19 protein-coding genes and 1 pseudogene are annotated in these 19,724 nt (G+C 64.1%); 11 read left to right on the top strand and 9 right to left on the bottom strand.

The features are described 5' to 3' along the window. Positions 1 to 93: 93 nt before the first annotated feature. Positions 94 to 1,296, bottom strand: coding sequence for an MFS transporter (locus tag ACTUWL_RS24650; RefSeq protein ID WP_021080037.1), 1,203 nt, complete (start codon positions 1,294 to 1,296; stop codon positions 94 to 96). A gap of 73 nt (positions 1,297 to 1,369) precedes the next feature. Here ACTUWL_RS24650 and ACTUWL_RS24645 point away from each other — a divergent pair, with 73 nt between their 5' ends. Together ACTUWL_RS24645 and ACTUWL_RS24640 are read left to right on the top strand one after the other, a co-directional pair. Next, complete coding sequence (locus tag ACTUWL_RS24645) at positions 1,370 to 2,170, top strand: AraC family transcriptional regulator (RefSeq protein ID WP_021080038.1); 801 nt, start codon at positions 1,370 to 1,372, stop codon at positions 2,168 to 2,170. 158 nt (positions 2,171 to 2,328) lie between these two features. After that, complete coding sequence (locus ACTUWL_RS24640) at positions 2,329 to 3,681, top strand: malonyl-CoA decarboxylase (RefSeq protein ID WP_021080039.1); 1,353 nt, start codon at positions 2,329 to 2,331, stop codon at positions 3,679 to 3,681. Positions 3,682 to 3,712: 31 nt separating this feature from the next. Here the strand turns inward: ACTUWL_RS24640 and ACTUWL_RS24635 are convergent, their stop codons facing one another. The 8 genes from ACTUWL_RS24635 to ACTUWL_RS24600 all read right to left on the bottom strand — a co-directional run bounded on the left by ACTUWL_RS24635 (position 3,713) and on the right by ACTUWL_RS24600 (position 10,781). Then, positions 3,713 to 4,774 (bottom strand): hypothetical protein, encoded by a 1,062-nt coding sequence (locus ACTUWL_RS24635; protein WP_021080040.1) that lies wholly within the window; start codon positions 4,772 to 4,774, stop codon positions 3,713 to 3,715. A gap of 163 nt (positions 4,775 to 4,937) precedes the next feature. Then, a complete protein-coding gene (locus ACTUWL_RS24630; RefSeq protein WP_021080041.1) occupies positions 4,938 to 6,107 on the bottom strand; it encodes a mandelate racemase/muconate lactonizing enzyme family protein in 1,170 nt (389 codons plus the stop codon). A gap of 140 nt (positions 6,108 to 6,247) precedes the next feature. Beyond that, positions 6,248 to 6,511: a DUF3297 family protein gene (locus tag ACTUWL_RS24625; RefSeq protein WP_021080042.1), complete on the bottom strand. Its 264-nt coding sequence runs from the start codon at positions 6,509 to 6,511 to the stop codon at positions 6,248 to 6,250. After that, complete coding sequence (locus ACTUWL_RS24620) at positions 6,508 to 6,984, bottom strand: glutathione peroxidase (RefSeq protein WP_021080043.1); 477 nt, start codon at positions 6,982 to 6,984, stop codon at positions 6,508 to 6,510. Before ACTUWL_RS24620 ends, ACTUWL_RS24625 begins: the two co-directional genes overlap by 4 nt. 1 nt (position 6,985) lies before the next feature. Further along, positions 6,986 to 8,377 carry an amidase family protein gene (locus tag ACTUWL_RS24615; protein WP_021080044.1) on the bottom strand — a complete coding sequence of 464 codons (1,392 nt, stop codon included), beginning with the start codon at positions 8,375 to 8,377 and terminating at the stop codon, positions 6,986 to 6,988. A 72-nt stretch (positions 8,378 to 8,449) separates the two neighbouring features. Continuing rightward, entirely contained in the window at positions 8,450 to 9,016 is a 567-nt protein-coding gene (locus ACTUWL_RS24610) for a c-type cytochrome (protein WP_021080045.1), read from the bottom strand. Between the two features lie 72 nt (positions 9,017 to 9,088). After that, positions 9,089 to 10,363 (bottom strand): PQQ-dependent sugar dehydrogenase, encoded by a 1,275-nt coding sequence (locus ACTUWL_RS24605; RefSeq protein ID WP_106940508.1) that lies wholly within the window; start codon positions 10,361 to 10,363, stop codon positions 9,089 to 9,091. Positions 10,364 to 10,523: 160 nt separating this feature from the next. Further along, complete coding sequence (locus ACTUWL_RS24600) at positions 10,524 to 10,781, bottom strand: DUF6894 family protein (protein ID WP_021080047.1); 258 nt, start codon at positions 10,779 to 10,781, stop codon at positions 10,524 to 10,526. A gap of 322 nt (positions 10,782 to 11,103) precedes the next feature. Here ACTUWL_RS24600 and pqqA point away from each other — a divergent pair, with 322 nt between their 5' ends. The 9 genes and pseudogenes from pqqA to ACTUWL_RS24555 form a co-directional block, all read left to right on the top strand. After that, positions 11,104 to 11,184, top strand: a complete 81-nt coding sequence (gene pqqA / locus ACTUWL_RS24595) for a pyrroloquinoline quinone precursor peptide PqqA (protein WP_035635412.1) — start codon at positions 11,104 to 11,106, stop codon at positions 11,182 to 11,184. A gap of 145 nt (positions 11,185 to 11,329) precedes the next feature. Then, on the top strand, positions 11,330 to 12,259 hold the full coding sequence (gene pqqB, locus ACTUWL_RS24590; RefSeq protein ID WP_021080048.1) for a pyrroloquinoline quinone biosynthesis protein PqqB: 930 nt from the start codon (positions 11,330 to 11,332) through the stop codon (positions 12,257 to 12,259). 20 nt (positions 12,260 to 12,279) lie between these two features. Continuing rightward, complete coding sequence (gene pqqC / locus ACTUWL_RS24585; protein ID WP_035652015.1) at positions 12,280 to 13,035, top strand: pyrroloquinoline-quinone synthase PqqC; 756 nt, start codon at positions 12,280 to 12,282, stop codon at positions 13,033 to 13,035. Positions 13,036 to 13,046: 11 nt separating this feature from the next. Further along, complete coding sequence (gene pqqD / locus ACTUWL_RS24580) at positions 13,047 to 13,355, top strand: pyrroloquinoline quinone biosynthesis peptide chaperone PqqD (RefSeq protein WP_021080050.1); 309 nt, start codon at positions 13,047 to 13,049, stop codon at positions 13,353 to 13,355. Beyond that, the gene (gene pqqE, locus ACTUWL_RS24575) at positions 13,352 to 14,584 is read left to right on the top strand and encodes a pyrroloquinoline quinone biosynthesis protein PqqE (protein ID WP_021080051.1); all 1,233 of its coding nucleotides are present in this window, start codon (positions 13,352 to 13,354) and stop codon (positions 14,582 to 14,584) included. The genes pqqD and pqqE overlap by 4 nt, the downstream gene beginning before the upstream one ends. Next, entirely contained in the window at positions 14,574 to 15,548 is a 975-nt protein-coding gene (pip, locus tag ACTUWL_RS24570; protein ID WP_021080052.1) for a prolyl aminopeptidase, read from the top strand. The genes pqqE and pip overlap by 11 nt, the downstream gene beginning before the upstream one ends. A 358-nt stretch (positions 15,549 to 15,906) precedes the next feature. Beyond that, entirely contained in the window at positions 15,907 to 17,409 is a 1,503-nt protein-coding gene (locus ACTUWL_RS24565) for an ATPase domain-containing protein (RefSeq protein ID WP_021080053.1), read from the top strand. Beyond that, positions 17,402 to 19,486: a hybrid sensor histidine kinase/response regulator gene (locus ACTUWL_RS24560; RefSeq protein ID WP_021080054.1), complete on the top strand. Its 2,085-nt coding sequence runs from the start codon at positions 17,402 to 17,404 to the stop codon at positions 19,484 to 19,486. Before ACTUWL_RS24565 ends, ACTUWL_RS24560 begins: the two co-directional genes overlap by 8 nt. 12 nt (positions 19,487 to 19,498) lie before the next feature. Continuing rightward, a pseudogene (locus ACTUWL_RS24555) lies at positions 19,499 to 19,714 on the top strand (alpha/beta hydrolase); the annotation flags it as partial. Positions 19,715 to 19,724 lie beyond the last annotated feature (10 nt).

Below are 19,724 nucleotides of genomic sequence, written 5' to 3'. Positions count from 1 at the left end.
ATTGTCCGGCGTCTTGTAGCTGAGTGTTGCAACAGCGACCAGCGGCCAGCCCCGCATTGACGGAGGGCTCGCCGCGGCGTGACGAATGGCTTGTCAGCCGGCCTGCGAGGCGGGGGTACGGATCTCGCGCGGCAGGATGATCGCGGCTGCGATCGCCAGCAGGCACAGCGCTGCGAACGCGCGCAGCATCATCGAGAAGCCGCCCTGGTCGTACAGCCAGGCCACCAGGCCGACGGAGGCACCGGCCGCGGTGAAGCCGACGAAATAGCGCACCGCATAAGCGCGCGAGCGCCATTCCTCGGTGGTGTATTTGCCGACCATCGCATCATTTACCGTGACCTGGCCGAACGCACCCATCACGATGCCGATCGAGACCACGATCAGCGGCAGGTTGGACAGGCTCGCCGCCAGATAGAGGAACGGCGCCAGCATGAACGACAGCGGCAGCGCCACCGTCTTCAGCGAATGCCTGTCGAGCAGCTTGCCGATCGTGTACTGGGTCATCGCGCCGAACACATAGACCCCGGCCGCGATCACGCCGAGCAGCGCAGGGCTCTTCGTCAGATCGGCAAGCCGTTCGGCGAACAATTTCGGCAGCGCCACCGTCACCGCGTTGAACGTGGTCGAGATCGCGATCACGACGATCAGCAGCGACAGCACCACGCGCCACATGTCTTCCTTGGCGACGCGCACCTGGGCTGCGGCCTGCCTGGAGCCCTTGCGGTCCTCATGCACCACCGTCATCGCGAAGGCGATGCCGATCAGCACGGTGACCGTGCCGGGCACGATGAAGGCCCAGCGCCAGCCGAGATACTGGCCGATCACGCCGGTGACCAGCGCCGACGAGGCGACGCCGAGATTGCCCCAGACGCCGTTGATGCCCATCTGGGCGCCGAGCTTCTCGGCATAGGACACGATCATCGCGGTGCCGACCGGATGGTAGATCGAGGCGAAGATGCCGATCGCAAGCAGCGCGGCGCCGAGTTGCAGCGGCGTCTGCACGAAGCCGACCGAGATCATCGACGCCCCGATGCCGACGAAGAAGATCACCATCATATGGCGGCGGCTCCAGCGATCGCCGAGCCAGCCGGTGATCAGCGAGCCGGCGCCGAAGGCGATGAAGCCCGGCGTCGCGTAGGGCAGCAGCTCCGAATAGGCCATGCCGAGCGCCGGGCCCATGATGATAACCGCAGCGGCGAAGATCAGCATCGCATAGTGATCGATGAAATGGCCGGCGTTGACGAAGCTGATCACCCGGCTCGGACTGTTGCTCCGGCCGTTCCCTGGACTGTTCATGCGGCGTCTCTCACGCGATTCTTCAATTGCCTGGAAATAGGTTATAGGTGCTTGTCCTGACGGGATGTCGCCAATGACTATCGCTGAACCGCCAATCAGAGCCCTCCACCAGGACCGGCGCGTCACCGGCGACGGCGTGCACATGGTAGCGCGCAGCTACCAGAAGGGTGTCCGGCTCGATGCCCACATGCACCGCGAGGCCCAGCTGGTCTATGCCGCCAGCGGCACCATGCAGGTGACGACGCCGAAGGGCCGTTGGCTGGTGCCGCCGGACCGCGCGGTCTGGGTGCCCGCCCTGCTCCCGCACGCGATCGACGTGCTCGCCGACATCGAGATGCGCACACTGTATTTCGACCAGGCCTGGCTTGCGCGCGAGAAGCGTAGCGGCAGCCTCGACCACGAATTCGTGGTGCGGGTGTCGCCGCTGGTGCACCAGGCGATCCTCGCGCTGTTCGACGCCGCATGCGGGCGCGAGCGCACCGACCTCCTGATCAGGCTGGTGATGCTGGAGCTGCACCAGGCCGAGGACTCCGCGACCTTCATCCCGCTGCCGCAGGAGCCGCGTTGCCGTCGCGCCGCCGATATCGTGCTGGCCGATCCGACCAGGGACCACGAGATCGATGCGCTGGCGCGCACGGTCGGCACCTCGGCGCGGACACTGTCGCGGCTGTTCGCGGCGGAGACGCAACTGTCCTTCAAGAGCTGGTGCCAGCGCGCCCGCATCGCGGCCGCGATCGAGCGGCTGTCGACCGACGCCAACGTTTCGGTCAAGCAGGTCGCCTCCGACCTCGGCTATGCCAGCGTGCCGGCATTCTCCCACGCGTTCCGCCAGGTTACCGGCAAGACACCGACCGCGTTCGCGGAGAAAACGTGAACGGGGTTTGTCACCGCGCGCAGCGACGACGATTTATACCGCTGTCGCGGTGCGACATATTTCCGTACGATCCATGCGCTTGATTGCGTTCCTGCCGACCTTAAATCCCGTGTAAGGTCGGGCTTCACTGGACACGACCCGCTGGATACGACCCGTAAATGGCCAACGCTTTCTTCTCCGACCTGCTCTCGACGATCTCCGAACGCGGCCGCGTCCTGCTCGGCCGCGCCAGCCCGGCCAACGACAAGCAGGATGCGTCCGAGCTGCTGGAATTGTGCGAGGCGCTGCTGTCCGGCCGCGGCGAAGCCTCCGGCACCGCGATGGCGCGCGAAGTGCTCGACCGCTACCACCACCTCGATGCCGCCGGCCGCCTGTCGTTCTTCCAGACGCTGGCGCGCGATTTCGGCCCCGATCACGCCAGGCTGGCGCAGGCGATCGACGCCTGGCGCGCCAAGGCCAATGGCGAGGATGCCAGCGACCTGCATTTCGCCTCCGAACCGCGCCGCCAGGAGTTGATCCGCCGGCTCAACCGCGCGCCGGGCGGCACCGGCGAGTTGGTGTCGATCCGTTCCGACCTACTTTCACTGATGAAGGGCAACAAGGACCTCGCCGCGCTCGATCGCGACGTCGTGCACCTGCTCTCGTCCTGGTTCAACAGGGGATTCCTCGTGCTGCGCAGGATAGACTGGTCGTCGCCGGCCAATATTCTGGAGAAGATCATCCGCTATGAGGCCGTGCACGAGATCCGCGACTGGGACGATCTGCGCCGCCGCATCGATCCGGTCGATCGCCGCTGCTACGCATTCTTCCACCCCGCGCTGGCCGACGAGCCGCTGATCTTCGTCGAGGTCGCGCTGACCGAAGCGATCCCTGGCGCGATCGCGCCGCTGCTCGCGGAAGAGCGCGAGCCGGTGCCGGCCGAGAAGGCCCGCACCGCGGTATTCTATTCGATCTCCAATACCCAGCGCGGCCTCGGCGGCATCTCGTTCGGCAGCTTCCTGATCAAACAGGTGGTCGAGGAACTGCGCCGCGAACTGCCGAAGCTCGACACCTTCGTGACGCTGTCGCCGGTGCCGGGCTTCATGCAGTGGGTCAAGCAGGCCGACGACGTGCCGCTGTCAGATGAGGACCGCCAACTACTGGAAAGCCTCGGCAAGCCCGGCTGGCCCGACAATGCCGAGCTCGCGACGCAACTGCGCACCGTGCTGGAGCCGCTCGCCGCCTACTACTTTCTGAAGGCACGCACGCCGAAGGGACGGCTGATCGATTCGGTCGCCCGCTTCCATCTCGGCAACGGCGCGCGGCTGGAGCGGATCAACTGGCTCGGCGACCTCTCGCCCAAGGGCCTGCGCGAATCCGCCGGCGTCATGGTCAACTACCTCTACCGGCTCGACGACATCGAGAAGAACCACGAGGCCTATGCCAACAATGGCGAGGTGATCGCCTCGAGCGCGGTGAAGAAGCTGCTGAAGGGCGAAGGCCGGCGGCTGCTGGATATGCGGCTGTCGTAGTCGGCAACCGCTCTCCGTCCACTATTGCTCCTCACGCGATTGCCGAGCGCGGCCGCAGTCCCGCCGGCAGATGCGCCTCGAGCCAGCCGACGATCGCGCGTTCGTTGCGATGGTAGAGCAGGCCCGCAGCGATCACCGCAATGCCGATCAGCGACAGCGAGAACGGAAACCACAGCGAGTCCTTGAAGACGACGTCGGCGAGATGTCCGAGATAGAGGCAGATGCCGAACGCGCCGAACACCGCATAGGCGCGCCGCATCAGGATCACGGCGATCACGATGAGGCCGACATTGAGCAGACAGTAGACCGCTTTGCCCAGCTCGGTCGAGCTTGAGGACGCGGTGATGCCGCCCCAGAACGCCATCAGGCCGAACAGATGCAGCCAGAACGCGAAGTCGCCGTTGCGGCTGCGATAGTCGACGATCCAGGCCACCGCGAGCACGGCCAATCCGAACCAGACCGACACGCGGCGCCGCGTCTCGAAATCGGCATAGGTCGTGCCGCTGAACCATGGCGCCAGATCCATCGACATGAACCACAGCGCGACCGCGATGATCGCGACGATGGAGGCGAAGCGATAGTAGCGCAGCGCGACGACGCCGGCGGCAACGGTCGCGATCTCCATGAAGATCCAGCTGCCCTTCACCCAGATATAGAAGTCCTGCACAGTTCCGGGCTTGCCGAATTGGCCCCACCAGCCGAGTTCGTCCTGGATGCCGTAGACGGCGAGCGGCGCCATCGAGACCGCGATCGCGATCAACAGGCCGCCTGGCACCCGCAGATTCCTGCCGTACCAGAGGTGATGACCGGCGACGCCGAACGCAACGGCATAGGCGATCGCGCAGGCCGTGAGCGCCCGGCCGCCCATCTGGGTGAACGCCAGGGTCGAGAACAGGCCCATGGCGCCGATCACGATCAGGGCGCCGGCGTACCAGAGCACGTGGGCGGCATCGAACCTGGCAGCCGGGCTGGCCTCGCCGGCCGCGCCCTGCCCCTCCTGGCTGGCCAGGAAGGCGAGCAGCCGGTCCAGATCAGCCACGCTGATCACCCCGGCATTTGCGGCTTCCCGAAGATTCTTCGCTGAATATGTCATGCGGCTGTTCCTCATGGCCGGTTCCGGCGCGTTCCCACTCGCCGGAAAAGACGCCTCTCCCGCATGAGTATACTGCATCGTGAGCAACGTTCAATATTTTATTGAGCGTTGCTCAAATTATGTTTGCGACCCAAGCCGGCTGGACTGGCTGGATCTGCACCGGTTAATCGGCCAGCGCCTTCATCTCCTTGTAGAGATCCGATTTGCCCTCGAAGCCGATGCCGGGAAGCTCGGGCATCACGATGTGGCCACCCTCGACGCGGACGCCGTCCGGGAAGCCGCCATAGGGCTGGAACAGGTCGGGATAGCTCTCATTGCCGCCGAGGCCGAGGCCGGCCGCGATGTTGAGCGACATCTGGTGGCCGCCATGCGGGATGCAGCGGCTCGGCGACCAGCCATGGGTCTTCAGCACCGCGAGCGTGCGCTGATATTCGCACAGCCCGTAGGACAGTGCGCAGTCGAATTGCAGCCAGTCGCGGTCCGGCCGCATGCCGCCGTAGCGGATCAGGTTGCGCGCATCCTGGTGGCTGAACAGGTTCTCGCCGGTCGCCATCGCGCCGGGATAGAACTCGGCCAAAGCGGCCTGCAACGCGTAATCGAGCGGATCGCCGGCCTCCTCGTACCAGAACAGCGGATACTCGCGCAGCATCTTGGCGTAGGCGATCGCGGTCTCCAGATCGAAGCGGCCATTGGCGTCGACCGCGAGCTGCGCGTCGCGGCCGATCTCGTTGAGCACCGCCTCGATGCGCGCGCGGTCCTCAGTGAGCGGCGCGCCGCCGATCTTCATCTTCACGACGTTGTAGCCGCGGTCGAGATAGCCACGCATCTCCTTGCGCAGCGCGCCGAGATCCTTGCCCGGATAGTAATAGCCGCCGGCCGCATAGACGAAGACGCGCGGATTGGCGGTGAGACCGTGGCGCTCGGCGAGCAGCCGGAACAGCGGCTTGCCCGCGATCTTCGCCACCGCGTCCCACACCGCCATGTCGATGGTGCCGACCGCGACCGAGCGCTCGCCATGGCCGCCCGGCTTCTCGTTCGAAATCAGCGTCGACCAGACCTTGTCCGGATCGAGATTGTCACCGGCGGCATCGAGCAGCGCTTTGGGATCGGCTTCCTTGAGGCGCGGTGCAAAGCGCTCGCGGATCAGCCCGCCCTGCCCGTAGCGACCGTTGGAATTGAAGCCGTAGCCGACCACCCGCCTGCCGTCGCGCACCACATCGGTGACCACGGCGACGAGGCTCGAGGTCATCTTGGTGAAGTCGATATAGGCGTTGCGGATCGGCGAGGAGATCGGTTTCGTCACCTCGCGGACGTCGACGATGCGGACGGACATGGGGGAGCTCTTTGAGTTGCGTCTACCGGCTTCTCCGCCGTCATTGCGAGCGAAGCGAAGCAATCCATGTCTCCACTGATGCGGATGCAGTGGATTGCTTCGTCGCTTCGCTCCTCGCAATGACGGTGGTTAGAGTTCGCTCAGGACTTCGCCTTGTCCCTGAAATACGGCTCGACCGGCCCGTGCACCTTGATGGTCAGCGGATTGCCGTAACGGTCCTTGGCGTTCCCCGCGGTGACCCGCACCCAGCCCTCGCTGATGCAGTATTCCTCGACATTGGTCTTCTCGGCGCCCTTGAAACGGATGCCGACGTCACGCGCCAGGATGTCCGCGTTGTAATACGGGCTGTTCGGATCGACCGAGAGGCGGTCGGGGAATTGGTCGTTGGTGTTGTCGTCGCTCATAGCAGCGCCTCGATTTCCTTCTTCAATCCTTCGGGCCGGGCGGTCGGCGCATGCCGCGCCACGACCTTGCCGGCGCGATCGACCAGGAACTTGGTGAAGTTCCATTTGATCGCCGGCCCGAGCAGCCCCGACTTCTCACGTTTCAGATGTTCGTACAATGGATGCGCGCCCGAGCCGTTGACGTCGATCTTGGCGAACATCGGAAACGTCACCGCATAGTTGGTCTCGCAGAACGTGGCGATCTGCTTCGCATCGCCGGGCTCCTGCGCGCCGAACTGGTTGCAGGGAAAGCCGAGCACCGCAAAGCCGCGCGGCGAGAGGCCCGCGTGCAGCTCCTGCAGGCCCTTGTATTGCGGCGTGAACCCGCAGGCGCTTGCAGTGTTGACGATCAGCAGCACCTGCCCCTCGAACTGCCGCAAGGGCATGTCCTCGCCGGCGAGCGACTTGGCGGTGAAATCGTAGACCGTCGCCATGTTAGACCACCGGATCAATTGGAGAGGACGGCGTGCCGGCGGCCTCGATCGCCTCGCCCGCGGCGAGACAGAGATCCTCGCGATAACGCGCGGCCACCAGCTGCACGCCGACCGGAATCCGCCCGACGAGCCCCGTGGAGACGACGAGCCCCGGAAGGCCCATGAACGGGATTGCGATCTGCGGCAGCTGCGCGTGCCACACCCGCGCGAACGACGCCTCGTCCTTGCGGTCGAGATGATCCGGGAACGGCAGCTCGCCGGACACCGGCATCAGCAGCACCGGATATTTGTCGAGGAAGGCAAACCATTCGCGCGTCAGCGTGGCGCGGCGGGTCAGCGCCTGCGACAGGTCGAACGGATGCACCCTTGAGCGGACGCCGTGCAGGCAGGCCAGCGCGCCGGGATCGCCCTCGCGTTCGGCAAACGCAAGCTGCGCCTCGTAGCCGTCGCCGAGCCAGAGCCGGGTCTGGATCTCGGCCGCCTCGCGCAAGGACGGCGTGTTGGCAACTTCCTCGACGATCCAGCCGGCCGCTTGCAAGCGCTTGCCGGCATCGGCGACCGCGGCAACGACTTCCGGCACCGGGTCGAGGCCATCGGGATTGGGGCACATCGCAACGCGCTTCTCGCGGCGCGGGCCCTCGAGCGGCACCGGCGCATACCAGGGATCGCGATAGTCGGGCGCAGACATCGCCGCGAGCGAGACGCGCAGATCATTCACCGTGCGCGCCAGCGGGCCCGACACCGCGCTGATCTGCGGGCCGATCGGACGCTCCGGCAACGCCGCGTTGAAGGCCGGGATACGGCCCAGGCTCGGCCGCAGGCCGTGCACGCCACAGGCATAGGCCGGATAGCGGATCGAGCCCGCGATATCGGTGCCATGGGCGATGTGGCCGATGCCGGCCGCGACCGCCGAGCCCGCGCCGCCCGACGAGCCGCCCGGGGTGATGCCGGGATCGCGCGGGTTCTTGGTGTCGCCGTGGATGAGGTTGGTGGTGAACCAGCGATAGGACACCGCCGGGCAATTGGTGCGGCCGAGCAGCACCGCGCCGGCCTTGCGCAGATTGGCGACCACCGGGTTGTCGGCCCTGGCGATCAGGTCGCGCTGCGCCTTCAGGCCGTTGGTGGTGGCGTAGCCTTCCTGGTCGACATTGACCTTGATCGTGACAGGCACGCCGGCAAGCGGCCCGACCGCCTCACCGCGCGCAATTGCCGCATCGATCGCGACCGCCTGCGCCAGCACGTCGTCCGGCCGGTGATCGACCACCGCGTTGATGACAGGGTTGACCGCATCGAGCCGGGCGAGCCCGGCCTCGGCGGCCTCCTTCGCCGAGACCCGCTTCGATTTGATGAGGCCGGCGAGCTCGGTTGCCGACAGACGCCAAAGATCCTGCATGTGCTACTCCGTGTGACGGAGGCGTTTTAGCCCCACCCGAAGGGCAAGACCAGCGGCGCGCCGCCCGATGTTTCAGCGGACATGCGCGATGTAATAGGCAAGGTCGCCGATCTGCTCCTTGGTCACCGTCTGCATCACGTCCGCCATGGTGGCGTCGTAGCCGTGGCGGCTGTTGTCCTTGTATTCGGCCAGCGTCTTGGCGAGGTAGTCCTCGCGCTGATTGGCGATCCGGGGGACGTTATCCTTGCCGGAGAAATCGGTGTTGTGGCAGCTGTTGCAGCGGTTCTGCTGCGCCAACGCCTGGCCGCGCGCCATCCGCGCGGCGTCGCCGGCGTCAGCAGGCGGCACAGGCTTCGGCAAAGTGGCGATGAAATCCGAGAAGGCGCGCAAATCGTCGTCGGTCATCGGCTTCGCCATCTCGTTCATCGGGTCGAATACCCTGAGCTTCTCGCGGAACATGAACAGCTGGATCAGCGCATAGGGCGCCTGCTGGCCGCCGAGCGAGGGCGTGTTCTCGGTTTCCGACGTGCCGCGCTCGCCATGGCAGGCAAAGCACGCCGCAGCGCGCTCCTGGATGGTCTCGGCATTTGCGGAGAAGCTGAGCGCGGTGAGCGCCGCGGCCATTGCGAGCTTGCGCATCGGTCCATCCTTGCAACAGTTCAAAAAGAAAATCGGGGGCAGCGCATGCTGCCCCCGATCCATGACTTCAACTTACTGGTTGGCGACCTTCGGCTTGCCGTAGGTGATGCGATAGACCGCGCCGTTCCAGTCGTCGGAGACCAGCAGCGAGCCGTCCTTCAGCAGCATCACGTCGACCGGTCGGCCGACATACTTGTTGTCCTCGAGGAAGCCGGTCATGAACGGCTCGACCGACTTCACGGTGCCGTCCTTGTTGAGTCTCACGACGACGACGTCGCCGCCCTGCTTCTGCGACTTGTTCCAGGAGCCGTGGCGCGCCACGAAGATCACGTTCTTGTAGGTCTTCGGGAACATGCTTCCAGTGTAGAAGCGCATGCCGAGCGATGCGGTATGCGGGCCCATCAGGCCGACCGGCGGCGTATAGTCCTTGCAGTTCTTGCCCCAGCCGAGCTCCTGGTCGATGATGTTGCCCTGGTAGCAGTACGGCGCGCCGAAATCCTCGCCCGCCTTGGTGACGCGGTTGAGCTCGTCTTCCGGCACCGTCTCCGACAGCCAGTCGCGGCCGTTGTCGGTGAAGTACATCTGCTTGGTCTCGGGATTCCAGTCGAAGCCGACCGAGTTGCGGACGCCGAGCGCATAGACCTCGGCGCCGGAGCCGTCGAGATTGATGCGGCGGATTTGACCGTGGTCGGCGTCATGCAGCACGTTGTTACCGGGCTGGCCGACCGGGACATAGAGCTTGTTGTCGGGACCGATGGCGATGAACTTCCAGCCATGCGCCTCGTCCTTCGGCAGCTTGTCGTAGATCACGGTCGGCTTCGGCGGGTTGTCCAGATTGTCCTCGATCTTGTCGATCTTGGAGACCTGCGAGAGCTCGGCGATGTAGAGCGTGCCGTCCTTGAAGGCGACGCCGTTCGGACGATAGAGGCCGGAGGCGATCACCTTGACCGAGCGCTTGCCGTCCTTGTTGACGATCGCATAGACCTTGTCGACGAGCCGGCTGCCGACGAACACGGTGCCCTTGTCGCCGAGCGCCAGCGAGCGCGCATTGGCCATCCCTGCGGCGTAGACCTCGACATTGAAGCCGGCCGGCACCTTGAGCTTGGCGAGCGGCAGCTTGTCGGGCGCAGACGGCAGCGGCGGCGGCGCCACCGGTGCCAGCTTGGCGGCGGCTTCATTGTCGGGACGCCCGATCAAGGGCGAGCCCGGCGGCAGCGGCTGGGCGGCCGGAGCTGCACCTGCGGCCGGCGCGGCGGCCGGCTGCTGCGCCGCAGCAGAGAGCGTAAAGGCGCCCAGCATGGCCCCCGCCAGCAGCAGGCTGCGCGGTGCGAACGAGTGTTTTTTCATGATGATCTCCCCTGGCTGGAAGCCTTTGTTCATCGCGCCATTGATGTCGATCGGCGCATTAGGCTTTCCGTTCATAGTCTTGCGAATTTGTCCGGACAATTGCAATCGGAAACATGCCGACATCGGCCAACGCATGGTTGTGGCGCGGCAACGGCTTGCGTCAGTGCCTTGTCATCGAGTGGTCCGGGCGATCGAGGATCGCCTCGGTGAATGGAAACTCCAGCACGATCTCGCCCTCGTCGTCGGTCACCTCGATCACGGCGCTGAGCAGCGCACCGTCGGCCCCCTCGGTCTTGAGCAGTTCGCGAATCATCGCCCGCGCCATTTCCCACGCCCGATCCGGGTCGCGCAGGATTTCGCCGTCGGGGTCGGAGATCAGCTCGTCGCCGATACGGGTATTGAAGAAATAACGTGGCATCGGCTGAACTCGGCTCGGTTAGTCGCTTCCCGCGACGGGAGGCACGGGGTGGTCATCAGGACCTTCGGAGGATCGCGTCGTCCCGTTTCTTAGTCCAAGATCACCATTCACCGTGTGGCGAACAACAGGAAAAAGGTCTGATGCCACCGGGTTTTGACGGGAAAGGCGCGCACAAATTTGTGAGTGGGCCGGACTTGCCTTCCGCAGTGCAGCATGGCTCTGCCCGGGATGCCTAGCGAAAAATTTAAGTGGCGAACTTTTCCAACCACAGTAGTTTATCTTCAGGGCGGAACGTTCGTCCGGTCGCAACAAGGAGAGCCAAATGGCCTGGAAAGCACCGAAGATCGTCGAAGTGTCGGTCGGCATGGAAATCAACATGTATATGTGCGCCACCCGCAAGTAAGCGGCAGCGCCCTATACACGTTTAGCGTTTTAGCGCAGGTGGACATCCGGGCGTAACGCGCTCCCGAGCACGGGGGTGCGTTTCAAATCCGGGGTCCACCTCGTAACGTTTCTGGATCTGAGAAAAGCTCTCCAGGGGACGGATCATGCTTCGTGTCGTCGTCCTGGGTGCCGCGGCGGGTGGCGGCGTTCCGCAGTGGAATTGCGGCTGTGCCGTCTGCCGCACGGCGCGCGGCGACCATCCCGAATTGCAGAGCACGCAAGCCTCGATCGCCGTCAGCGGCGACGGCGCGCACTGGTTTCTCGTCAACGCCTCACCCGACCTGCGCCAGCAATTGATCGCGACGCCGCAGCTGCATCCGAAGCCCGGTGCGCTGCGCCACAGCCCGATCGCCGGCGTCATCCTCACCAATGGCGAGATCGATGCGGTCGCAGGCCTGCTGTCGATGCGCGAGGGCTCGCCATTTGCGATCTACGCCCATGAGCGCGTGCTCGCGATCCTGCGCTCGAACAGCATCTTCAACGTGCTGAGCGAGAAGAACGTCACCCGCCTGCCGATTGCGGTCGACCAGGCCTTCGAGCCGGCCCTGCCCGATGGATCGCCGTCGGGGCTCGAAGTGCTGCCGTTCGAGGTTCCCGGCAAGGGCGCATGGTATCTCGAAGGCAAGGCGCACCCGGCGGGCGCCGACGGCGTCGGCGATACGCTGGGCCTGCGTATTGCGGACAAGCGCAGCGGCAAATACTTCTATTTCCTGGCCGCCTGCGCGCGGGTCACCGACGGGCTGAAGTCGCGGCTCAAGGGCGCGCCCCTGGTGTTTTTCGACGGCACGGTTTGGCGCGACGACGAGCTGATCGCGGCGGGCCTCGGCACCAAGACCGGCCAAAGCATGGGACATATTGCGATGTCCGGCGATCACGGTGCGATCGCAAGCCTCGCCGGTCTCGACATCGGACGAAAAGTGTTTTTGCATATCAACAATTCCAACCCGGCGCTGCTTGGGACCTCGGCCGAACGCAAGGCGGCCGAGCACGCGGGGTGGCAGGTACCTGCGGACGGAACGGAGATCGTGCTGTGAATGTCGTGCCCAGCTCTGGAATGACCGCGCTCTCGATCGGCAAGGGCATCACGCTCGACACTGCCGAGGAGATGGAGGCGACGCTGCGCACGATCGGCGCGACGCGCTATCACAGCCTGCATCCGTTCCACCGCCTGTTGCACGGCGGCAAGCTGAACAAGGGCCAGGTCCAGGCCTGGGCGCTCAACCGCTATTACTATCAGAGCACGATCCCGCTGAAGGACGCGATGGTGATGACGCGCTTTCGCGATCGCATGACGCGGGTCGAGTGGCGCCACCGCATCGAGGATCATGATGGCGATCTCGGCAGCGAGGGCGGCATCGAGCGCTGGCTGAAGCTGACCGAAGGCCTCGGCCTCGACACCGCCTATGTCGAGTCCACCGAAGGCATCCTGCCGGCGACGCGCTTTGCCGTGGAGGCCTATGTGCATTTCTGCCGCGACCGCACGCCGCTGGAGGCGATCGCCTCCTCGCTCACCGAATTGTTCGCGCCGAACCTGCATGAGGAGCGCATCTCGGGGATGCTGAAGCATTACGACTTCGTCAATCCCGACATCATGAGCTATTTCAGCCGCCGCCTGACCCAGGCGCCGCGCGACGCCGGCTTTGCGCTCGACTACGTCAAGCAGCACGCCAGGACGCCGGCCGAGCGCGAGGCGGTGTGCAATGCGCTGATCTTCAAGACCAACGTGCTCTGGGTGCAGCTCGACGCGCTGTATCACGCCTATGTCGAGGGCCAGATTCCGCCCGGCGCCTTCGTGCCGAAGACAGGTTAGGGACTCAGGTCATGGCCAGCCGCAACATCAGCGTCAGCGAGACCAGCCGGCCGAAACTGCCGCGCCATGCCAAGCTGAAATTCGACGAGACGCGGCAGGTCTGGGTGATCCTCGCGCCGGAGCGCGTCCTGGCCCCGGACGAGATCGCGGTCGAGGTGCTGCATCTGTGCGACGGCGTGCGCAGTGTCGCCGACATGGTGGATCAGCTCGCCGAGAAATATGCCGCCCCTCGCGAGGCGATCGCGACCGACGTGATCGCGATGCTGCAGGACCTGGCGGACAAGGGCTTTCTCACCGAAGCGCGCGAGAGCACAGCATGAGTGACACGCTCGCCGACAGCAAGACGACGACGGCAGGCCCAACCGACGGGCTGGCGGTGCTCGAGCAAACGCGCTCGGCGGCCGAGACCTACGGCATCCCGCTCGCGGTGCTGCTCGAGATCACCCACCGCTGCCCGCTGCAATGCCCGTATTGCTCCAACCCGGTGGAGCTCGACCGCGGCTCGACCGAGCTCACGACCGAGGAATGGAAGAAGGTGCTGAGCGAGCTCGCCGAACTCGGCGTGCTGCAGGTCCATTTCTCCGGCGGCGAGCCGACCGCGCGCAAGGACATCGTCGAGCTGGTGCAGCACGCGACCGATGTCGGGCTCTATTCCAACCTGATCACCTCGGCCGTGCTGCTGACCAGGGACAAGCTGTCGGCGCTGGCCGATGCCGGCCTCAGCCATGTGCAGATCAGTTTTCAGGGTAATGAGCCCTTGGTTGCCGATCGCGTCGCGGGCCTGAAGGACGCGCACAGGAAGAAGCTCGAAGTTGCGAAATGGACGCGCGAGCTCGACATGCCGCTCACGGTGAACGCCGTGATGCACCGGCAGAACCTGCATCAGCTGCCCGATATCATCCAGATGGCGCTCGATCTCGACGCCGACCGGCTCGAAGTCGCCAACGTGCAGTATTACGGCTGGGCGCTGAAGAACCGCGCCGCGCTGATGCCGACGATCGCGCAGATCGAGGAGACCAGCCGCATCGTCGAGGACGCGCAGGCGCGCCTGAAGGGCACGCTCGCGATCGACTATGTCGTGCCGGACTATTACGCGCTGCGGCCGAAGAAGTGCATGGGCGGCTGGGGCCGCCAGTTCTTCAACATCTCGCCGGCCGGCAAGGTGCTGCCGTGCCACGCCGCCGAGAGCATCACCGGGATCGAATTCGAGTCCGTGCGCTCGAACCATTCGATCGCCTGGATCTGGCAGAACTCCGAGGCCTTCAACCGCTATCGCGGCACCGGCTGGATGCCGGAGCCCTGCCAGAGCTGCGAGTTCCGCGAGGTCGATTACGGCGGCTGCCGTTGCCAGGCCTTTGCGCTGACCGGAGATGCCGGGAATACCGACCCGGCCTGCGCGCTGTCGCCGCGGCACCAGGAGATCTTCAAGCAGGCCGAGCAGGACTCCGCCGGCGCGCAGAACCGTTTCCTCTACCGCAACTTCGCCGGCGGCACGCTGGAGCCGGACCAACATCAGCACGAACGCCAGGGAAAATCTCATGGCGCCTGACGCCGATGCCGGCAAGGCTGCCAGGCGTGCCGATCCCTTCGCTCCGCTGACATCGGAATGGCTCGATGTCGGCGACGGCCACAATCTGCACGTCGAGAGCGTCGGGCGCGAAGGCGGCGTCCCCGCGGTCTATCTGCATGGCGGCCCGGGCAGCGGCTGCCAGCCGGACCATCGCCGGCTGTTCGATCCCGAGCGCTTTCACGCCGTGCTGTTCGACCAGCGCGGCTGCGGCCGCAGCCGGCCGAAGGGCAGCCGCGACCACAACACGACGCAGCATTTGATCGCCGACATGGAGAAGATCCGCGAGCGCTTCGGCTTCGCGCGCTGGATGGTGGCCGGCGGCTCCTGGGGCGCGACGCTGGCGCTGGCTTATGCAGAGGCCCATCCCGAGCGGGTCAGCGGCCTCGCACTGCGCGCGACCTTTCTCGGCACGGCCGAGGAGCTGGAAGACGTCTTCCTGCGCGCCTTGCCGCGCTTCTATCCCGGCCTCTCCGAGGACTTCCTCAACTTCCTGCCCGAGCATGAGCGCGCGACGCCGGTTGCCGCCTATTATCGTCGCATCCTCGATCCCGACGCGGCCGTGCATGCGCCGGCCGCACGCGCCTGGCACGACACCGAACGCACGTTGTCGGAGCACACGCCGAAGCAGACGCGGCTCGACCTGGCAAAGGCATCAGGCGCCCTGCCCTCGACGCCGTTCATGGAGGCGCACTACTTCGCCAACGATTGCTTCATGCGGCCGCACCAGCTGATGGATGAGGCCGGCAAGCTCGCCGGCATTCCCGGCATCCTGGTACAGGGCCGCTACGACCTGCTATGCCCACCCGCGACCTCGCACGCACTCGCCGCGCGCTGGCCGGGCAGCGAAGTCCGCATCGTCGATGGCGCCGGCCACATCCTCTACGATCCCGGCATCCGCAATGCGGTGATGAAGGCGATCGCGGATTTGGCGGCAAGAAGCTAGGGCAGAGACGAGTCGGCAAGCTTGCCTTGGCCATCCGATCCGGCGCGGCGACAGCTCGAAGCCGTTGCGAATCAGTGGCCTCACAAAATGTTCCGCTGTTACCCGAACGAATGGTCGAAAAGAGTTCCGCGTCCGAGGGAGCCTATCGCCGCTGCGCGCGTTCTGTTCCAGGAACAATGAATGACAGGAACATGGGTTTGAGTGGGATCGCCTTCGCTGACTTAAGCCTCGGAGGCGAGGGTTATGTTCAATAGTGAACACTCCTAGCTGCGGCGGGCGACGTGCGCTGGCAGCAGCCTTGTGCCTCTGCCGTCTCGTGCAGAACGATGAGTATTAAGCCTTTTATCAAACGCGCGCCATGGATCACACACGCAATCGCATTTCGACCGGCAACGCTGGCCTCGACTATGTCCTTCGTGGAGGCTTGCCACGCAACCGCTTGTACCTTGTCGAGGGAACGCCCGGTTCAGGCAAAACGACGCTTGCGCTCGAATTTCTCCAAGACGGGCAATCCAAGAACGAGCGCGTACTCTACATCACATTGTCGGAAACCAAGGAAGAGCTCCAGGTCGTCGCGGACTCCCACGGTTGGAATCTGAGCAGAATTGATATTTTTGAACTGAGCGCCGCGGACGAAGTCCTCGGCCCGGGCAGAGATCAGTCGATACTCCATAGCTGGGAGATCGAGCTTGGAGAAACGATCAAGCTCATCAAGGCGCAGGTCGAGAAGATCAAGCCGACAAGGGTCGTGTTCGACAGTCTCTCCGAAATGCGGCTGCTCGCCCAGGATCCACTCCGGTATCGGCGGCAGCTTCTCGTTCTCAAGCAATTTTTCTCCGGTCTCAGTACGACCGTCTTGCTGGTGGACGACTTCACCGGGTCAGGCGGAAATTCGGACAATCACTTGCACAGCCTTTGCCATGGCGTCATTACCCTATCCCGGCTGACGCTGGACTTTGGCGCAGCACGGCGAAGGCTTCAGGTTCAAAAACTCCGAGGCGTGGATTTCATCGCCGGATTCCACGACTTTGTCATTCGGCGTGGCGGCTTGGATATCTTTCCTCGACTGGTCGCAGCCGAGCATGAAATCGAATACTCGAACGAATGTGTTCGTAGCGGCATACCGGAACTTGACGCGCTGCTGAATGGCGGTCCTGCGCGCGGCACAGGAGTTCTCATCACCGGACCTTCCGGCGCCGGAAAAACCACTCTCGGGCTGCAATATCTTGCTGCCGCTTGCGAGAGAGGAGAGAAGGTGACGGTCTATCAATTCGACGAGCGCATCGACACCCTTCTGGCGCGCGCGGAAGCAATGGGCCTCAACCTTCGGGCGTGCATCGATAAGGGGCAGCTTGTCGTTCGGCAGATCGACCCTGCGGAGATTTCGCCGGGCGAGTTCGCCGCCAACGTTATCAAGGAAGTTCAACAACGCTCCATCAAGATCCTCATGATCGACAGCCTCAGCGGCTACGTCGCCGCCATGCCGCAGGAGCAGCAGCTCATTCTGCAACTTCACGAACTGCTGTCCTACCTGAGCCAGTCCGGCGTCCTGACACTGATGATTAATCCCCAAAGCGGCTTCTTTGGAAATATGCAGACAAATGGTCTGGATGTTTCGTATCTGGCAGACACGGTCATCCTTCTCCGGTTCTTCGAGGCTGCAGGACGTATCCGGAAGGCCATCTCCGTCGTCAAAAACAGGTCGGGAAGGCACGAAGATACGATCCGCGAGATGCGCATCGACGATCGGGGCGTAAGGGTCGGCGAGCCTCTGTCGGAGTTCACGGGCATCTTGACCGGAGCACCGCATTACACGGGCGTAGCCAATCCTCTCATGGAAGATCGCGGTTCAGGTGCATAGGACAGTAGCCGAGGGCCATCGCGTCCTGATCATCGCCCCTTATGGCCGCGATGCGGAGAGCGTATCGGGGCTACTGCTGTCTCAGGGCTACGATACCAAGATTTGCGGCACGTTCGCCGAACTCGCGCCACTCGTCGATGCGCATGCGGGCGTCATTCTGATGACCGAGGAAGCACTCGGCGGAGATACGTCGGCGCTGCAATCCGCCTTGACTGCCCAACCGGCGTGGTCGGACATTCCATTCATTCTGCTGTTCGGCCGACGAGCAGGATGCGAGCGTCCGAACGAAGCGGTCCGCCGCAAGCTGCCGCCAAGCGCGACGAATGTGGTCTTGCTCGAGAGGCCACTCAGCAGCGAATCCCTGCTGAGTACGATCGCCTCGGCTATGCGGGCGCGGCAGCGGCAATTTCTGATGCGCGATCAACTCGCGGAGCTGGACACGCAGCGGGCGAGCTTGAGAACGCTTCTCGACAACCTACCGGTCGGGGTCGTGTTTCTTGACAAGACCGGAACTGAACTGCTCTCGAATCCGGCATTCAGACGTTTTTCCAAGTCCGGCAAAAGCCCCGCTTTCGACCCTGCAGCGGAACATGAATGGCTAGCGCAGGACATCGACGGCTCTCCGCTCTCGCGAAGCCGTTTTCCGAGCGCGCGTGCACTGCAGGGCGAACATGTGACCGGGGTCGAATTTCTCTACACGGGCTCGGCAGAGGGACCAGTCTGGACCCGCATCAGCAGCGTGCCAATCGTGAGACACGACGGCGCGATCACGGGCGCGATAAGCGTCGTCGTCGACATCAACGAGCAAAAGCTCGCGCAGCAAAGGTTGGCGAAGGCCGCAGAGACGCTCGAGTTGCAGGTAGCCGAACGTACCGCGGAGCTCGAGAAGGCCTTGTCCGATCTCCGCAGGGAGACGGCAGAGCGGTCGCGGGCGGAATCTGCACTGATCCAAGCCCAGAAAATGGAAGCTGTCGGTCAGCTCACCGGGGGCATTGCGCACGATTTCAACAACATGCTCACCGGCGTCATCGGCGCCATCGATTTGATGAAACGACGCATTGCATCCAATCGGCTCGACGACTTGAATCGCTTCATGGACGCGGCGAGCACATCGGCGCACCGTGCTGCCAATCTGACATCACGACTTCTCGCTTTCTCGCGCCGGCAATCTCTCGACAGCAAACCGACCGATATCAATGCTCTCGTCCGGTCGCTTTCGGACCTGCTGCATCACACTGTGGACGAGAACATCTCGATCGCCATCCAAACCAACGAGGAGGTGCCCGCCGCCATAGTGGATGCCAATCAGCTCGAGAACGCCATCCTTAACCTCGCCATCAACGCGCGCGACGCGATGCCTCACGGAGGCAAGCTTACCGTCGAGACGTCTGTAGTTGACCTCGACGCGACATATACGAGGTCTCGACCAGGTATTTCGCCCGGCCGCTACGTGGTCGTGGCAGTTTCGGACACCGGAGTCGGAATGACGCCGGACCTGATCGAAAAGGCCTTTGATCCCTTCTTCACGACAAAGCCTGTGGGGCAAGGTACCGGTCTCGGTCTATCGATGGTCTACGGGTTCGCACGGCAGTCAAACGGCCAGGTCCGGATCCATTCGACACCGGGCCAAGGCACCTCCGCGAAGATCTACCTGCCGGCTGCGGATCAAAGCGCGATCGAGACCACCGTCCATCATGAAGCGTCTCCGCAAGGAGCCGGTCAGCCTGTTCTGCTTGTCGAAGACGACCCTTCGGTTCGTCTTCTCATCGGCGAACTGCTATCGGAGTTGGGTTACCGAACGATCGAAGCACCTGATTCCGACTCCGCAATCAAGCTGCTGGAAAGCGGTCGTCCGATAGACATGATGATTTCCGATGTTGGACTGCCCGGCATGAACGGCCGGCAACTTGCCGAAGTCGCTCGCAAGCATCACCCGCAAGTGCCGATCCTCTTCGTCACGGGCTATGCCGCAAACGCCGCCATTCGAGCTGGCTTCCTCGGAACAAACATGGCGATGATAAGCAAGCCCTTTCAGATCGAAGAACTAGCGGTAAAGATAGGTGAGATGCTGTCCTAGAGAGCGCTTTAGCTGATGGACGAGGCCGGCAAGCTCGCCGGCATTCCCGGCATCCTGGTGCAGGGCCGCTACGATCTGCTGTGCCCGCCCGCAACCTCGCATGCACTCGCCGCGCGCTGGCTGGGCAGCGAAGTCCGCATCGTCGATGGCGCCGGCCACATCCTCTACGACCCCGGCATCCGCAACGCCGTGATGAAGGCGATCGCCGATCTGGCGACAAGACAATGACCAGGGCACA

The organism is Bradyrhizobium sp. WCU1, from assembly GCF_053474805.1.
Note: the sequence above shows the minus strand (reverse complement) of the source record. Positions and strands in the feature narration are given on the sequence as shown.

Coding starts and splice junctions, on each gene's coding strand:
- ACTUWL_RS24650 (WP_021080037.1), bottom strand. CDS start 1,296: ATGAACAGTCCAGGGAACGGCCGGAGCAACAGTCCGAGCCGGGTGATC.
- pip (WP_021080052.1), top strand. CDS start 14,574: ATGGCGCCTGACGCCGATGCCGGCAAGGCTGCCAGGCGTGCCGATCCC.
- ACTUWL_RS24645 (WP_021080038.1), top strand. CDS start 1,370: ATGACTATCGCTGAACCGCCAATCAGAGCCCTCCACCAGGACCGGCGC.
- pqqE (WP_021080051.1), top strand. CDS start 13,352: ATGAGTGACACGCTCGCCGACAGCAAGACGACGACGGCAGGCCCAACC.
- pqqC (WP_035652015.1), top strand. CDS start 12,280: ATGACCGCGCTCTCGATCGGCAAGGGCATCACGCTCGACACTGCCGAG.
- ACTUWL_RS24620 (WP_021080043.1), bottom strand. CDS start 6,984: ATGGCGACGGTCTACGATTTCACCGCCAAGTCGCTCGCCGGCGAGGAC.
- pqqD (WP_021080050.1), top strand. CDS start 13,047: ATGGCCAGCCGCAACATCAGCGTCAGCGAGACCAGCCGGCCGAAACTG.
- ACTUWL_RS24600 (WP_021080047.1), bottom strand. CDS start 10,781: ATGCCACGTTATTTCTTCAATACCCGTATCGGCGACGAGCTGATCTCC.
- ACTUWL_RS24640 (WP_021080039.1), top strand. CDS start 2,329: ATGGCCAACGCTTTCTTCTCCGACCTGCTCTCGACGATCTCCGAACGC.
- pqqB (WP_021080048.1), top strand. CDS start 11,330: ATGCTTCGTGTCGTCGTCCTGGGTGCCGCGGCGGGTGGCGGCGTTCCG.
- ACTUWL_RS24565 (WP_021080053.1), top strand. CDS start 15,907: ATGGATCACACACGCAATCGCATTTCGACCGGCAACGCTGGCCTCGAC.
- ACTUWL_RS24615 (WP_021080044.1), bottom strand. CDS start 8,377: ATGCAGGATCTTTGGCGTCTGTCGGCAACCGAGCTCGCCGGCCTCATC.
- ACTUWL_RS24630 (WP_021080041.1), bottom strand. CDS start 6,107: ATGTCCGTCCGCATCGTCGACGTCCGCGAGGTGACGAAACCGATCTCC.
- ACTUWL_RS24605 (WP_106940508.1), bottom strand. CDS start 10,363: ATGAAAAAACACTCGTTCGCACCGCGCAGCCTGCTGCTGGCGGGGGCC.
- ACTUWL_RS24610 (WP_021080045.1), bottom strand. CDS start 9,016: ATGCGCAAGCTCGCAATGGCCGCGGCGCTCACCGCGCTCAGCTTCTCC.
- pqqA (WP_035635412.1), top strand. CDS start 11,104: ATGGCCTGGAAAGCACCGAAGATCGTCGAAGTGTCGGTCGGCATGGAA.
- ACTUWL_RS24635 (WP_021080040.1), bottom strand. CDS start 4,774: ATGACATATTCAGCGAAGAATCTTCGGGAAGCCGCAAATGCCGGGGTG.
- ACTUWL_RS24625 (WP_021080042.1), bottom strand. CDS start 6,511: ATGAGCGACGACAACACCAACGACCAATTCCCCGACCGCCTCTCGGTC.